The 14292-nt window shown below is 64.0% G+C and carries 12 protein-coding genes and 1 pseudogene; 5 read left to right on the top strand and 8 right to left on the bottom strand.

Features of this window, described 5'->3' with window-relative positions:
- Positions 1 to 60 precede the first annotated feature (60 nt).
- From tnpB to ACFE65_RS10725, 7 genes are all read right to left on the bottom strand, one after another.
- Positions 61 to 408, bottom strand: coding sequence for an IS66 family insertion sequence element accessory protein TnpB (gene tnpB, locus ACFE65_RS10755; RefSeq protein ID WP_375382361.1), 348 nt, complete (start codon positions 406 to 408; stop codon positions 61 to 63).
- On the bottom strand, positions 405 to 773 hold the full coding sequence (locus tag ACFE65_RS10750; RefSeq protein ID WP_375382360.1) for a transposase: 369 nt from the start codon (positions 771 to 773) through the stop codon (positions 405 to 407). The genes tnpB and ACFE65_RS10750 overlap by 4 nt, the downstream gene beginning before the upstream one ends.
- Positions 774 to 1032: 259 nt before the next feature.
- On the bottom strand, positions 1033 to 2226 hold the full coding sequence (locus ACFE65_RS10745) for an IS91 family transposase (protein WP_375382359.1): 1194 nt from the start codon (positions 2224 to 2226) through the stop codon (positions 1033 to 1035).
- A 7-nt stretch (positions 2227 to 2233) separates the two neighbouring features.
- Positions 2234 to 3142 (bottom strand): tyrosine-type recombinase/integrase, encoded by a 909-nt coding sequence (locus tag ACFE65_RS10740; RefSeq protein ID WP_375382358.1) that lies wholly within the window; start codon positions 3140 to 3142, stop codon positions 2234 to 2236.
- Positions 3143 to 3360: 218 nt separating this feature from the next.
- A complete protein-coding gene (locus ACFE65_RS10735; protein ID WP_375382357.1) occupies positions 3361 to 3954 on the bottom strand; it encodes a malonic semialdehyde reductase in 594 nt (197 codons plus the stop codon).
- 30 nt (positions 3955 to 3984) lie between these two features.
- Positions 3985 to 4950 carry a VOC family protein gene (locus ACFE65_RS10730; protein ID WP_375382356.1) on the bottom strand — a complete coding sequence of 322 codons (966 nt, stop codon included), beginning with the start codon at positions 4948 to 4950 and terminating at the stop codon, positions 3985 to 3987.
- A 14-nt stretch (positions 4951 to 4964) separates the two neighbouring features.
- Positions 4965 to 5819 (bottom strand): fumarylacetoacetate hydrolase family protein, encoded by an 855-nt coding sequence (locus ACFE65_RS10725; RefSeq protein ID WP_375382355.1) that lies wholly within the window; start codon positions 5817 to 5819, stop codon positions 4965 to 4967.
- Between the two features lie 358 nt (positions 5820 to 6177).
- On the opposite strand from ACFE65_RS10725, the gene ACFE65_RS10720 reads away from it, so the two are divergent.
- From ACFE65_RS10720 to ACFE65_RS10700, 5 genes and pseudogenes are all read left to right on the top strand, one after another.
- The gene (locus ACFE65_RS10720) at positions 6178 to 7293 is read left to right on the top strand and encodes a M24 family metallopeptidase (protein ID WP_375382354.1); all 1116 of its coding nucleotides are present in this window, start codon (positions 6178 to 6180) and stop codon (positions 7291 to 7293) included.
- Between the two features lie 150 nt (positions 7294 to 7443).
- Positions 7444 to 8409: an amidohydrolase family protein gene (locus ACFE65_RS10715; RefSeq protein ID WP_375382353.1), complete on the top strand. Its 966-nt coding sequence runs from the start codon at positions 7444 to 7446 to the stop codon at positions 8407 to 8409.
- A gap of 252 nt (positions 8410 to 8661) precedes the next feature.
- A complete protein-coding gene (locus ACFE65_RS10710) occupies positions 8662 to 11154 on the top strand; it encodes a TonB-dependent receptor (RefSeq protein ID WP_375382352.1) in 2493 nt (830 codons plus the stop codon).
- 89 nt (positions 11155 to 11243) lie between these two features.
- Positions 11244 to 12269 (top strand): annotated as a pseudogene (locus ACFE65_RS10705) (carboxylesterase family protein); the annotation flags it as partial.
- Between the two features lie 38 nt (positions 12270 to 12307).
- Positions 12308 to 12784, top strand: a complete 477-nt coding sequence (locus tag ACFE65_RS10700; protein ID WP_375382362.1) for a carboxylesterase family protein — start codon at positions 12308 to 12310, stop codon at positions 12782 to 12784.
- A gap of 51 nt (positions 12785 to 12835) precedes the next feature.
- Here the strand turns inward: ACFE65_RS10700 and ACFE65_RS10695 are convergent, their stop codons facing one another.
- Positions 12836 to 14185 (bottom strand): MFS transporter, encoded by a 1350-nt coding sequence (locus ACFE65_RS10695; RefSeq protein WP_375382351.1) that lies wholly within the window; start codon positions 14183 to 14185, stop codon positions 12836 to 12838.
- Between the last annotated feature and the right edge of the window lie 107 nt (positions 14186 to 14292).

The following is a 14292-nucleotide window of genomic DNA, read 5'->3' as shown; positions in this document are numbered from 1 at the left end:
GGGGAACTCCTCGTACCCATTATGCCCGCCCACACACGGAAATCCTGACAGTCCCTCATTTTAGCCTGCCAACGACGGCACGAACGTCCGCTCCGGCCGGCGCCAATCGATACCCTCCAGCAGCATCGACAGCTGCGCCGGCGTCAGTGTCACCGTGCCCGTTGCCGTCACCGGCCAGACGAAGCGGCCACGGTCAAGCCGCTTGGAGAACAGGCACAGGCCCTGGCCGTCGAACCACAGCAGCTTGACCAGGTGACCGCGCTTGCCCCTGAACGCGAACAGCGCGCCGGAATGCGGGTTTTCGGCAAGTACCTGCTGGACCAGCACCGCAAGCCCGTCGAACCCCTTGCGCATGTCGGTCACGCCGCACGCCAGGAACACCCGCGTCGGCAACGGCGCGGGGCTCATCCCAGCACCGACAGCACCCGCGCCAGCGCGCCAGCGTCCACCGCGGCATCCACGCTCACCCGCACGCCGCCCGGCAGGTCGATGCTGATAAGGCCGGGCGTGGGCACCGATAGCTGCGCCGCAGGTGCGATGCTCTCGACCTCAGCCACCCGCACCTCGGCAAACGCCGGCAGCGCGGGAACTGTGCCGGCCAATAGCCCCAGCCGCGCCTGCTTGCGCCACGTGTAGACCAGCCCGCTCGATAGATCACGCCGCTGCAGGACATCGCGAACCCGGACACCCGGCCGGAACGCATCCGCCAAGACCTCCAGCTTCTCCCCATCCGACCAGTTGCGCCGACCCGACACCCGGCCGACCACCTCCATGCGACCAGTCGTACGAGCACTCGTATGACCAGTCCCAGACCCGAAAACTTCCCGCACCAACATCGCCCTCGCAAAGGCGACCAACATCCCCGCTACGGCTGCGCGGGCAAGGCGGCCCACAGGCCACGCTTACGCTGTGCGGGCACAGCTGGACCAGCTCGGCTCGGTGTGACGGCATCTCGGCTGGCGATCGGCGCAGGTCGCTTCGGCTCCGCAAGCATAGGCGTTGCGGGGTCGGTCGCTGACATGCCGTGCCGGGTCACGACGCTTGGCTCCCGGGTGACGGCGCAGGAGCCGGCGGCGCGCGGGGCTGGCGCTGACGCTCGAAGGTCTCGACGACGACCATGTGCCCGCCACAGCATGGGCATGGCGGACGCATGTCGTCCGGCTCGGCCGGCACATCGGGTGCGGCGGGCGGCGCCACCCCGAGCAGCTGACGGACGTGGTCGAGACGGGCTTTGCGGGTGGCGCCGGCGAGCAGGCCATAGTGGCGGATGCGGTGGAAGCCTCTCGGCAGGACGTGGAGCAGGAAGCGGCGGATGAACTCGTCGGCGGTGAGCGTCATGACCTGCTGACGGTCGGCGCCACCCCGGCGATAATCCTTGTAGCGGAACGTCACCCCGGCTTCGTCGAAGCGGAGGAGGCGACTGTTCGAGATGGTGACGCGGTGGGTGTAACGCGACAGGTAGGCGAGCACCGTCTCCGGCCCGGCGAACGGGGGCTTGGCGTAGACCACCCAGCGCTTCTTCCGGACCGGTGCGAGGTGACGCAGGAACGCACGTCGGTCAGCCAAGTGCGCCAAGCTGCCGTAGAAGGCGAGCCGCCCGGCATCGTGGAGCGCCGTCAGCCGGGTCAGGAACAGGCGCCGGAAGAGCTTGCCCAGCACGCGCACCGGCAGCAGGAACGCCGGACGCGACGACACCCAGCGACTGCCGTCGGGCGAGAGACCGCCGCCCGGCACGATCATGTGGATGTGCGGATGGTGGGTCATGGCCGAACCCCACGTATGGAGCACGGCGGTGATGCCGATGCGGGCGCCAAGGTGCTTCGGGTCGGCGGCGATGGTCGTCATCGTCTCGGACGCCGCCTGGAACAGCAGCCCGTACACCGCCGCCTTGTTCTGAAAGGCGATGTCGGCGACCTCGGCCGGTAGCGTGAACACGACGTGGAAGTAGCCGACGGGCAGCAGGTCGACCTCACGCTCGGCAAGCCAGGCGCGCGCGGCGGCACCCTGGCACCGGGGGCAGTGCCGGTTGCGGCAGCTGTTATAGGCGACCCGCCAGTGCCCGCAGTCGGTGCAGGCCTCGACGTGGCCGCCCATCACGGCGGTGCGGCAGTGTTCAATCGCCGACATGACCTTGAGCTGGTCCAGGCTCAGGTGTCCGGCACGGGCCGTCCGGTACGCAGGACCCGCGGCGCGGAAGATGTCGGCGACCTCGAGTGAGGCGCGCAACGCCCGCTCAGCCCTTGGGCGCCCTCCCTTCCGCAGCGGTCGTCGCAAGCCGGTCGAACGGGCTGGCCACGTTGCGCAACACCTTGGTGGCGACCCTGGTGTAGAAGGCGGTGGTATCCAGCTTCGCATGGCCGAGCAGCACCTGGATGATACGGACGTCGATGCCGTCCTCCAGCAGGTGGGTGGCGAAGCAGTGCCGCAACGTGTGCGGCCCGACGCGCTTGCCGATGCCCGCCGCTACGCTTGCCTCCACGACGATGCGGTGCAGCTGCCGGGTGCTGAGCGGCTTGAGGTAGTGCTGGCCGGGGAACAGCCAGCCGTCGACGTGCATCACGCCCTGCTGCCGGCCGACCTTCCACCACTCCCGCAGCAGCGCCAGCAGGCCAGCGGGGAGCATGGCGTTGCGGTACTGCCCGCCCTTGCCACGCTCGACCCGGAGCAGCATCCGCTCGCTGTCGATGTCGCGCACCTTGAGGGCCGGAACCTCGGCCGCGCGCAGCCCGGCGCCATAGGCGACGGACAGCGCCGCTTGGTGCTTGAGGCAGGTGGTTGCGTCGAGCAGCCGCGTTACCTCTTCCTGGCTCAGCACCACCGGCAGCTTGCGCATGTGCCGCGTGCGGATCAGCTTGCGTGACAGGTCCGGCCGGTCGAGCGTCTGCGTGAAGAAGAACCGCAGCGCCGACACGATGCTGTTCATGGTCGGCACCCGCACGCCCAACTCGCACTGCTCGACCTGGAAGCGCCGCACCTCCTCCGCCGTCGCCGTGTCGGGGGAGCGCCCCAGGAACGTCGCGAACCGACCGACGTCGCGGATGTAGTTGCGCTGCGTCTCAAAGCCGAACCGCCGCATCTCCATCTCGTCGATGAGACGCTGGCGTAGCGGGCTGACGGCAACAACCGGATCAAGGATGTTCATGGCAGGGCTCCTTCTGGTGGAGCCCCGATGTTCTGCCTGCCTCCCGCAGCGCTCAATCCAGGCGCAACGCCTGCTCGGTCACCTCACCTGCGGTCGGAGTACCCCTCCCGCGCAGCGGGTTCGTGCTTCCACCAAGAGTTTCGGGCGCCGGCAGACGTACGAAAGTCTTGGAAGCCTGAAGCGGACGGTCGCGAGACGCCCGTGTGGCGTGACGATCTTCACATTTCGAGGACAACCTCATCGAAGCTCAGTCGTGGCGACCTGTCGAACACCTTTGCGGGGTCGCCCCGACCGATGCCGCAAAGCATGTTTACGCGCCAAGTAGATGCCGCCAGGAACTCGGCGTTCACCTTCGCCGCGTCAAAGCCCGACATTGGGCCGACGTCCAGACCCACCGCGCGCAATGCTAGAATGAAGAAGGCGGCCTGAAGCGAGCCGTTCCGGAATGCGGTCGGTTCGATCGACGCGGGGTTTCCGGTGAAGTAGGCTGCCGCGTTCGGGTTGTGCGGAAACGTCACAGGGAGCCTCGTGTGAAACTCCAGATCATAGGCGATGATCGCTACCACCGGCGCTGACGTCATCTTGTCGACGTTCGTGGGAGCCAGTGCTGGAGCCAGTCGTTCTTTCGCCTCCTTCGATCGAAGAAGCAGGATGCGCATGGGCTGCGTATTCATGGAAGTAGGACCCCACTTCGCGATGTCGTACGCCTCCCGGAGTTGATCATCGCCCACCGGCTCGTCGCGCCACCCGTTTTGCGATCGAGCGGTCTTGAAGAGCCTCTCGAGCATAATCTCGTCTGCGCTGACGGTCATGTCCGTGTACCTATCGAAGACGTCATCGAGCTACTCCGCCGCCTCTGCAGCGCATCCGGCCGACACGAACTCCTGTGCGTCGACTTCGTAATTGTGCACGAAGTCCTTGGGGACATCAGGGCCCCAGCTGGCGAGGCTGTCCTCCATCTCGTAGTTGGTTGGACTCCAGAGCGCATGATCGTCGATGTGGTCCATGTCCGAGAAATACTCGAACCAGGACCCCCAAGGATCTTGGATGTAGTGGAAGAAGTTTGAGCCGATCGTGTGCCTTCCAAACCCCCAGTCTCCGCGACCTGCCTTCGACAGCAGTGCTCTTCCACCACGTCCCACCTCGTCGGGATCGCTCACCTGAAAGCTGGCGTGATGGAAGCCGACGCCGGGAGACTTCGCGAAAGCGACCACGTGATGATCGCTGTCCTTCTTCGCGCAGGTAAACGCGATGACGTCCTGCGCGTGGTCGGCGAGCCCCATCCCGAGTGCGCGAGTGACGAACTGGACGCTCTTCATGACGTCCGGGCTGAACACCAGGATGTGACCTAGCCTAAGCGGCTTCGCCGGAGGGTATTTGCTCGAGGGAAGAACGGCGGAGCGCCGCTTTCGCAGCAGTCGACCAGGCGCGTTGATCTCGAACGTGGGCGCTTCGGCGAGTTCGGCGTCGGCTGGATGTTCGAGCAGGTGGATCAGCATGCCATTGGGGTCCTCGACCCAGAGGCCATTGTCCTCGAATCCATGCGGCGCATTCACTACTCGCCCGCCGTTCGCGCCGACTGCATCGGCGATCACGTTGAGTCCGTTTGCGCGCAGGGAGATGTGGTGCAGCCGCTTGCGGGCAAAGCCGCCTAGCAACATGATGGAGTCCCGGTCCTGTCCCTCGCAGCGCAACCGCGCATTGCCATCCTCTACGTCCGCCACCATGCCGGCGTCGGTGTAGAACTTCACACCCGCGTCGAGTTCGGGCACTTCCAAGGTAACAGATAACGCGCTCAGTACGGGCATCTTTCGTCTCCTGCTTAGTTCCGCGCCGAGACGCGATTCTCGATCGCGCCGATGCCGTCGATCTCGCAGCGTACGACGTCGCCCGGTTGCAGAAAGGACTGCGGCTCCATGCCGACGCCGACTCCTTCAGGCGTTCCGGTCGCGATCAGATCGCCAGCTTCGAGCGTGAACGCAGCCGAAAGATAGGCGATCTGCGCCCAGAGATTGTGGATCATGTGCCCGGTGTTGTTCGACTGTCTGAGTTCTCCGTTGACGAAGCACCTGAGGGCAAGAGTGTGGGGATTGGCTATCTCGTCGCTGGTGACGATCCATGGGCCGATCGGGCCATGCGTGTCGAACGACTTGCCCATCGTGAAGGTGGGAGTGTGGAACTGCCAGTCGCGCGCCGACACGTCGTTGGCGACGGTGTAGCCGAACACGTGGTGGCGAGCGTCTTCCTCCAGCACCTGCTTTGCGGGTTTGCCGATCACGGCTGCCAGTTCCACCTCGTAGTCTAGCTTGTCCGTTGGGCCCGGTTCGATGTCGTCGAATGGACCGGAGAGGCAGGTTGTCTGCTTGTTGAACCAGGTCTGGTACTTGGCGCGAGCCACGCCGAGCTTGTCCGCCTCCTCAAGGTGCTTCGCGTAATTCATCCCGATCGCAAGATATTTACCCGGACGCTCGATCGGCGCGAGCAGAGCGACGTCGTCTAGCGATAGCGCGGCGGCTCCGCTCGCGCGCAGGTCGTTGACGCGATCGAGGCCTGACTGTCCAGCTTGGATGAGCGAGAGCATCGTCGGGAATCCCGAATCATCGAGGCAGACGACCCCGCCATCGGCGACCACGCCCAGATGGATGACGCCGTCGTGTTTGTACCTGACTAGCTTCATTTGACCTCTGCCTGCTGCCTTCGACCTTGAGCGGCCTGGCTCTAGTTCTGCGCGCGGGGGTTCCGGTTGGCACAGTTTGCGCTCTCGTACACCGGTGGCGGCCGGGGCGACCGATAGGAAAATCCGCGAGGTGATTAGGAGCAGGAAACACTTCGCTCGCTCCGCCCACTGGCATCGCGCTTCGGCAGTCGCTGACTTCCTCCGGGTTACCTCGGCGGATGGTGATTGCGTTAAAAGAACGCCTCGTTCGGAATGACATCACCTGCCTCCGGAGGCGCCATTCTATGACGGTTCATCGCGATAAGCCGGAGGGCGGTGGGCTTCACGGTGCAGCGGGTGCGCTTCGGGAGATGAATCGATGTTCGACTTGCCGGCTGCCTCCGTTCGCTGGGAACGCGTCCGAGAGATGATGGACCGCCTGGATCTCGATGTGCTCCTAGCCGTGGACCTGTCGCGCGACGAAATTCTCCTAGGCACTCAGCGGTGGCTGACGGGCTATATACCGATGGGCGGCCCCGCCGCAGCGCTGATCTCACGCAGCGGAACCGTAGAGCTGGTGTCGGAGCGCATTGGGAAGGATGTTTCTGAACACTACCAGGCGAACGGCTTCCCGATCGAGCTCGTCGCAGGTTACTCCGAGCGGTTGCTGGCAGAACGGATCGCGCGTCATGGTCCCAAGCGGATCGGAGTCTCCGAGGCCGCCGCTGTCTCGTTCACGATCGTAGAGGTAGTGCGCAATGTCCTCCCTGCTGCTCACCTTGTCGACGTATCGAACGAGATGATGAAGCTGAGGATGCGGAAGACCCCTCAGGAGATTGCGCTGATCCGCAAGAGCTCCGTCATCGCGGATGACGTCTGGAGGCACATTCCAGATCTCTTCAGGATCGGCCGTTCCAACCGTGACATCGTAGCGGACGTTGATCATCTTGCCCGTCTCCAGGGAGCGGAGAGCGGCTTTCAACTGGTCTTGAAGCTCCCTTTTCATGGGCGGGCGATGCGGTCGACGGCCAATCCGGAGCTCATTGAAGCGGGCGCTCGCTATCTGGTCGAGGTGTCCCCTCGCTTCGAAGGATATTATTCGCAGCTCACGATTCCGGTCTCGACCGTTCCTGACGACGATAGCGCGTTGCGCGCCTACGCGGATCTCCTCGCAGCGAAGGAGGCTGCTCAGCCTCTCATGCTGCCGGGCGCGGAACTCGGCGCAGTAGCGGCGTTCGTGCGAGATTTCCTGCAGGCGAGGGGTCGCTCGATGAGTTCCTTGTCCCTCGGGCACTTCTGCGGGATGGCGCTGGAGGAACCGCGGCATGATCCAAGTTCCGCATTGGTGCTGGAAGAGGGAATGACCATGATCTTCCACCCCGTGCTCGCCGATCCGGAGCTCCACTCGCTCATGCGCGCCGATACCTACCTGATCACGCAAGCGGGCGCCGAGCGGCTGACCTGTTATGCTGGCGGGATGCTCGCGCTGGCTTAGGCTTAGCTGGCGGGCCGATCGTGACGTTCTGGCGTTGAAAAGCGGAACGCGTCCAAGCCCCGCATGGACGAGCGCGGAGGCCTTGCACGGGCGCCGAGAGATTGTGCGTCGAATGGTGAGTATCTTTGTAGCGGATGAATGGAGAGAGAGATGGCCAACCGCATTGACGTCCACCAGCACGTGCTGCCGCCGTTCTGGGTAGAGGGGCTGCGAGAGCGCAGCCTGTCGCACCGACCGCCGCCCTGGTCACCCGAAGCTGCGCTAGCTTTCATGGACGCGAACGACATCTCGACGGGCATCCTTTCGTTGACTGCGCCGGGACTGACGGGCTGGGCTGACGGCGAGCTGGCGCCGATGTCGCGTCGAGTCAACGAGTACACCGCCGAGCTTGCCGCTCGATGGCCCGAACGGTTCGGCGGTTTTGCTTACGTGCCGATGCCAGACGTCGAAGCGTCGATCGCCGAGGCGACTTACGCGCTTGATGTCCTCGGGGCCGACGGGATCACGCTGCTCTCGAACTACGGCGATCAATATCTCGGCGACGAGAGCTTCGAGCCGCTGTGGGAGCAGCTCGATCGCCGTTCGGCGATCGTGTTTGTTCACCCCACACGCCTGTCGCAGCCGGAACTGAAGGGCATACCTGCACCATTCGTCGACTTCCCATTCGCGACCACGCGGGCTGCGGTGGAAATGGTGATGCGCGGGGTGCTGGATCGTCATCGCAGGATCAGCATCATCCTCGCTCACGGGGGCGGCTTCCTCCCGTATACCGCCTACCGGTTCGCGACCTTTGCCGCGAGTGGACCGCCCGGTTCGACCGAGACGGCGACTTTCGAGACCGACACCGCGGCGAGCCTTGCTACGTTCCGGAGATACTTCCTCGACACCGCGCTCACTTCCAGCCCGACGTCGCTGCCGGCGCTGAAGGCCTTCGCCGATCCGTCGCACATTCTGTTCGGCAGCGACTTCCCGTACGCACCGGGCGGCACCTCTCGCAAGTTCACCTCAATGCTCGAAGAGAGCGATCTCCTGACACCTGACGAGAGGCTTCGCATCGATCGCGAGAACGCCAGGCAGCTGTTCGGACCCGGTGTCGGTTGGGGGGCGATCTCGTAGAACGACCTCCAGCGTTGCTCTTCATTATCCCTGCTCCGGGCACTCGGCCTGTTCTATGACATGTTCACGCCGAGAAGCTCCGATCCCGCTGTAGTGGACCTGCAAGCTGTTATCTCTGAGCAATCACTTCGGTCTTTCTGACATCGTGCGCCACCCCCTTTTCAGCCCTATCAGCTTCCCGACGCGGACGAGCGAAGCCGCGGATTATCAGGTTGCCCGATTGGATGGACGACCGACCAGAGAGGATCCGGAATGAAGGCCACGCATCTCACCGGCGTCGCGATGATTGCGCTGCTCGCCGGCGGTCAGGGGCAGGCGCGCGCACAGAGTGCTTCCTCGCAGACCCAGGCAGGCAACACGACATCGATGCCAGCCGGTGCCGCGGGTCAGACCAGCGAGGCAGGTGCTGGCCAGGGCGGCAACGCGGCGCCGGGTCAGGTCGAGGGGAGTCCCCCAGCACAGGGTGCCAGCGGCCTCGCCGACATCGTCGTGACCGCCCAGCGGGTCTCGGAGAATAGCCAGCGAGCTGCCGTTGCGATTGACGTCGTCGGAGGTGCCGACCTGCTCAAGGCGGGCGCCAGTTCCGTAGATCGGCTGACGAGCTTGGTTCCTGCCCTCACCGTCCCATCGGCAGGGTCGTACAACTACTATTTCATCCGTGGCGTGGGCAATTTCGCGAGCACCTCGTACAGCGACCCTGCGGTCGCGTTCAATTATGACGGCGTCTATGTAGGTCGACCGACGTCGGCGGCCGGCGTCTTCTACGACCTCGACCGCATCGAGGTTCTGAAGGGCCCGCAGGGCACGTTGTATGGGCGTAACGCAACGGGAGGAGCTATTAACGTGCTCCCAACGCAACCAAAGCTGGGCGAGTTCTCCGGGTTTGGGTCTGTGAGCTACGGCGACTACAATGCGCTAAATTTTCAGGGCGCGGTGAACGTCCCTATGGGCGATAAGGGCGCGCTTCGCATCTCCACCAACATCGTCGACCGGGGCGCGTACCTGAGCGACGGCGAGTCCAACGAGAAGGTGCAGGCGGGACGGTTCCAACTTAAATCCGAGCTAACGCCGCAGCTTACGGTTCGCGTCTCCGGGGACTACGCCCATGTCGGGGGCGCGGGGAACGGCTACGGCGTGGTGGATAGCTACAAGTACGATCCGACCCTCTCCAGTCTGCCTCTTGGACAGCGGTTTGACGTTACGCCGTCCGGTATCGACCCAAGTCAAGGGGTGTTCTCGCCAGCATCACAAGCCTATCTGCAGGCCCAGCGCGCCGGTCCGTCGGGCCGCAACCTCAACGCCCTTCCTGCTTTTCCTTATCAGGCCAACAACTTCTACGGCGCCAACGCGCAGATCGACTATCAGACCGGCTTGGGTACGCTGACGGTCGTTCCGGCCTATCGCTACTCCAAGCTCAATGACCTTGGCGGCACGCTGGCCTCGGTCCTCGACAAGGAAACTGCGGAGCAGACGAGCGTCGAAGTGCGGCTGGGCAAGACGGGAGTGGGCATCTTCGACTACAATGTCGGAATTTATTACTTCGACGAATCCATCAAGGACCACCTGGCGGTGAACCAGGAGGCACTTGCCGTGCAGCAGAATTACACGACCGGGACGGAATCCTACGCGGGGTTTGGACGGCTCACCGTGCATATCGGACAGCGATTGCGGCTGGTCGGAGGTGCGCGCTATACGCACGACGACAAACGATTCAACGGGCAGTCGAACAGGGTCACGATCGTCTGCACGGCTGGCAACTGCCCAACGGCACCGCTCTTTCCCTTCTTCAACACGTTCGCGGACATCCCGTTCGCGCTGCCAGCCTTCGGCGTCGCTTCCGGTGTCGGGCCCGTGGCAGGGACGCGGATCACTAGGGGCGACGTGGTGGTCAACGCCAGCCAGAGCATCGGCAAGGGCACCTACCGGGGAGCCGTGGAGTTCGACCTGGCGCCACGCTCGCTGCTGTATGCGAGCGTGGAGACCGGTTATCGCTCGGGCGGCTTCAGCCTTGCGAGTGGATATGAGACCTATCAGCCCGAGTACATCACCGCGTACACCGCCGGGTCGAAGAACCGCTTCTTCGACAATCGGCTCCAGCTGAATTTTGAGGGCTTCTACTGGAAGTACCGCAATCAGCAGATTTCCCATGTCGGGATCGACAACACAGGCCAACAAGGCAACTTCACGCAGAACATCGGTACGTCATCGATCAAGGGCGGCGAAGCGGAGGTGCGGCTGCTGGTCACGCCGACGACGGAACTCAGCGCCGATCTTCAGTACCTCAGCACGAAGTATGATAGTTTCACCTATTTGGCGCCAGTTGGCACGGCTCCGCCTTACACCACGTGCGCGGTCTCGCCGACGACCGGCGGCGTCTTCTACAACGTCGACTGCTCAGGGAAGCCCGCTTACAACTCGCCGAAATGGACGCTAAACCTGGCCGCTCAGAAGACCGTGCCCATCGGCGACTACAAGGTCGTCTTCGGTGCCGATACGCAGCTTCGGTCCAGTCAGTACATCGGGTTCGAGTACCGCCCTGCGCAGCTGGCGCCTTATAACTCGCGCACGAACGCGACGATTAGCTTCGGCGATGCGCGTGACCGTTGGACGATTTCCGGCTTTGTCCGAAACATCGAGGGCGATCGGACGCCGACCTTTGCCTCCAACGTCTCGATCGGCAGCCTGGACGCTGTCATTACCTCGCCGCCGCGCACGTACGGCGTCAGGCTCGGCGCCAAGTTCTAGATTGGGCCGATGCGCTCGAGGACAAATTTGGCGCACTGCGGACCAGGGGAGCGGCGGGAATGCCGCTTATGTGGACGGGACGGTGACACGTGGATGATGCGGTGATCGTCTCCACCTCGCATGGCCGTCTTCGTGGTCGTGCGGCGGATGGCGTCGCGACATTCAGGGGCATCCCGTATGGGAATGACGTCGGCGGCAGCCGCCGCTGGCGGCGAGCGGCGCGGGTATCGCCGTGGCAGGGTGTGCGAGACGCGCTTGATTACGGCCCGCGTGCCATCCAGCCCGAATCACGCGAGATGAACGTGACCAGCCAAGAGATCGAGGATCTCATGGTGTTGGGCGGACCAGCGGACGAGAGTTGGCGCGTGCAGGAAGAGGAATGCCTCACGGTCAACGTCTGGGCTCCCGAGCCTCTCGACGCCTCCTGGCGTCCAGTCTTGTTCTGGTGCCATGGCGGCAAGTATTTCGGTGAAACGCCGCCGGTGTGGTGGTTCGACGGTGAGAGCCTCGCCCGCCGTGAAGACGTGGTCGTCGTGACCGTTCGGCACCGCGTCGGAGTGCTTGGCTTCCTCCACCTCGCCGACCTACCCGGAGGCGAGACCTACGGAAGCTCGGGCAATGTGGGAATGCTCGACATCGTCGATGCGCTTGCGTGGGTGAGGGACAATATCGCTGCATTCGGCGGTGATCCGGGCAACGTCACGATCTTCGGGGAGTCGGGAGGAGGGCTTAAGGTGTCCGTCCTTCTCGCGATGTCGGCGGCGAAAGGACTCTTCCACAAGGCAATCATCCAGAGCGGCGCCCAACTCGACGCCCAGAACCGAGCGCAGGGGACAGCCGCTGCGCTCGCGTTGATGGGCGAGCTTGGTCTCGATCCGGACGACGTGGAGGGGCTGCTGGCTACCTCGGCGGAGCGGCTCGTGAAGGCACAGATCAATCTCGCTCCAAGCCTCGTGACGAGGCCGACTCTTCCGCGACACGAGTTTGAGCCGGTATTTGATGGCTCACTTCTGCCTGATGGTTGCCTCGATCCCGAAGAACGCTCTAGGAAGGCCGACGTGTCGTTGCTGATCGGCACATGCGCAACGGAGGCCACGTTCTTCCTTTCCGCCATGCCTGATTTCGCTAGCCTCAAGCGCGAGCAGGTGGTGGCATGCTTGCCGGGATGCTGGGCGACAAAGCAGAGATCGCTGACGTCTATCGACGTAACCGACCCGACTGCACGCCGGCACAGCTTCTCACGGCGGTGTTCGGAGACTTCGTCTTCAGGCGGAAAGCCATCCACATGGCCGAAAGACGCGCGCGGAGCGCTTCGGCTCCGACCTACATGTACGTGCTCGCGTTCGAGACGGACGTGTTCGAAGGACGATACGGGACCCCCCACATTCTGGATCTGCCGCTGGCGTTCGCTCATCCCGAGCATCCGATACTCGGCGCGAACCTCTCGCGATTCACGGTCTCACGGCAGATGACCGCGTCGTGGGCGGCATTCGCCAGGTCGGGCGATCCGAGCAATGCCCTGCTGCCCACCTGGCCTCCCTATGACGAGGCGACGCGGTCGGCGATGTATTTCGATGTTCCCGCCCGCGTCGAAGGGGATCCTCGGCCCGACGAACGGACGGCTTGGTAATCCCGCCGCTGCACAAAACCGGGGCATCTGCCTGCCGCACTTCACCTTTTGTCAGGGTGAAATTGGTTTCGCGCGATCGACGTAACCCAATCGTGCAACATGGTGGTTGATGACGAGGACGCCAATTCCGATCACTGCGATAAGGCCCGCGATGAGGGCGAAAAATGCACTTGGCGGGGCTGATGCCAAGATAGCCCCGCCCAGGAAGCCGCTAAGGATGGACCCCACGCGCCCGATCGCGGACATAACGCCCACCCCGCGGGATCGAACCTCCGTCTCGTATGCGCTGGCCGCGACGACATAGGCTGCGGGAAGAAGCGCGCCGATCGACAGGCCGATCACGGCCAATCCTCCGAACAGGGCGATCAGCAGCGACGAGCCCATTGGCACCATAGCGATCGCCAAGCTGACGAACGCGGCGCCTGCAAAGCCGATCGCAACGAGGCTCAGCATCGCTGCGCGGGTTCCCAGGCGGCTGATCACCCAACCCACCGACAACCCACCCAAGATGGCGAACGAACTGTAGGTGATAGGTCCTCGCAAGGCGGTGACCAGAGGAAGTTTGAAGCCGGTCAGCACCACGGTGAGCCACGCTCCCATCGTGTAGGTGCCGAGGTTGGCGGCGAGCGATGCCACCCACAGGCCGATGCTGGTCCGCCGCTGCTTCGGCTTCAGCAGCCCGTTTGATCGCTGTTCGAGACGCGCCAGTTCGAATGGACCGTGCGACAACGTGATCGCGCTACCCCATGCTCGGCCAAGCAGCCCGCGCAGCTCGGCCTGGCGTCCACGCAATACGAGGTAGCTCGGCGATTCGGGCAGCGCCGTGAGGAGTAGGAGCGAAAACAGCACGCATGCCGATCCGACCGCCACGAAGAACCAGCGCCAGCCAAAATTCGGCAGGAACCATCCCGCGACAATCGCGCCTAGGATGATCCCGCCCGGTATGCCGATCGTCATGACGCTCACCGCCTTCGGCGCGGCACGACGGGGCATCCACTCGCCCATCATCGCAATGGCGGTCGGGAACGCCGCGCCAAAGCCCAGCCCGCTGACGAACCGGACGAGCATGAAGGTGTTCGGTCCATTCGCTCCGGCGCACACGATCGTGAGGAGGCCGAAGAACGCGACGCTCGCCGTCAGCGTCGGCTTTCGGCCGTACCGGTCGGCGGCCCAGCTGCCGCCGATCGTTCCGATCGCCATTCCGATTGCGGCCGCCGCCAGCAGCGGCGAGAACTGCAGCTTGCCGAGGTGCCACATCGTCATCAGGATAGGCGCGGAATAGGCGGCGCTTTGGAAATCCATGCCTTCGAGCAGGAACACGCACGTCAGCATGGTCGCGACGCGCCACTGCAGAGGGCTGATCGGCGCGGAGTCCATCGTCTGCCGCAGGCTGGTCGCCATCGCTCTCTCCCTTCGTTCCGCTTTGTTCGCAGGTGCGACGTGACGATTTGCGGCACATGCCACTAGCGCCGCGAAAGCAAGGCTTGGCGATGCTTTTCTCGCCAAGG

This window comes from uncultured Sphingomonas sp. (assembly GCF_964237335.1).
Classification (GTDB): Bacteria; Pseudomonadota; Alphaproteobacteria; order Sphingomonadales; family Sphingomonadaceae; genus Sphingomonas.
Note: the sequence above shows the minus strand (reverse complement) of the source record. Positions and strands in the feature narration are given on the sequence as shown.

Excerpts from the sequence above, each read along its gene's own strand:
- tnpB (WP_375382361.1), bottom strand. The coding sequence starts at position 408 with ATGAGCCCCGCGCCGTTGCCGACGCGGGTGTTCCTGGCGTGCGGCGTG.
- ACFE65_RS10750 (WP_375382360.1), bottom strand. The coding sequence starts at position 773 with ATGGAGGTGGTCGGCCGGGTGTCGGGTCGGCGCAACTGGTCGGATGGG.
- ACFE65_RS10740 (WP_375382358.1), bottom strand. The coding sequence starts at position 3,142 with ATGAACATCCTTGATCCGGTTGTTGCCGTCAGCCCGCTACGCCAGCGT.
- ACFE65_RS10735 (WP_375382357.1), bottom strand. The coding sequence starts at position 3,954 with ATGACCGTCAGCGCAGACGAGATTATGCTCGAGAGGCTCTTCAAGACC.
- ACFE65_RS10730 (WP_375382356.1), bottom strand. The coding sequence starts at position 4,950 with ATGCCCGTACTGAGCGCGTTATCTGTTACCTTGGAAGTGCCCGAACTC.
- ACFE65_RS10725 (WP_375382355.1), bottom strand. The coding sequence starts at position 5,819 with ATGAAGCTAGTCAGGTACAAACACGACGGCGTCATCCATCTGGGCGTG.
- ACFE65_RS10720 (WP_375382354.1), top strand. The coding sequence starts at position 6,178 with ATGTTCGACTTGCCGGCTGCCTCCGTTCGCTGGGAACGCGTCCGAGAG.
- ACFE65_RS10715 (WP_375382353.1), top strand. The coding sequence starts at position 7,444 with ATGGCCAACCGCATTGACGTCCACCAGCACGTGCTGCCGCCGTTCTGG.
- ACFE65_RS10710 (WP_375382352.1), top strand. The coding sequence starts at position 8,662 with ATGAAGGCCACGCATCTCACCGGCGTCGCGATGATTGCGCTGCTCGCC.
- ACFE65_RS10700 (WP_375382362.1), top strand. The coding sequence starts at position 12,308 with ATGCTTGCCGGGATGCTGGGCGACAAAGCAGAGATCGCTGACGTCTAT.
- ACFE65_RS10695 (WP_375382351.1), bottom strand. The coding sequence starts at position 14,185 with ATGGCGACCAGCCTGCGGCAGACGATGGACTCCGCGCCGATCAGCCCT.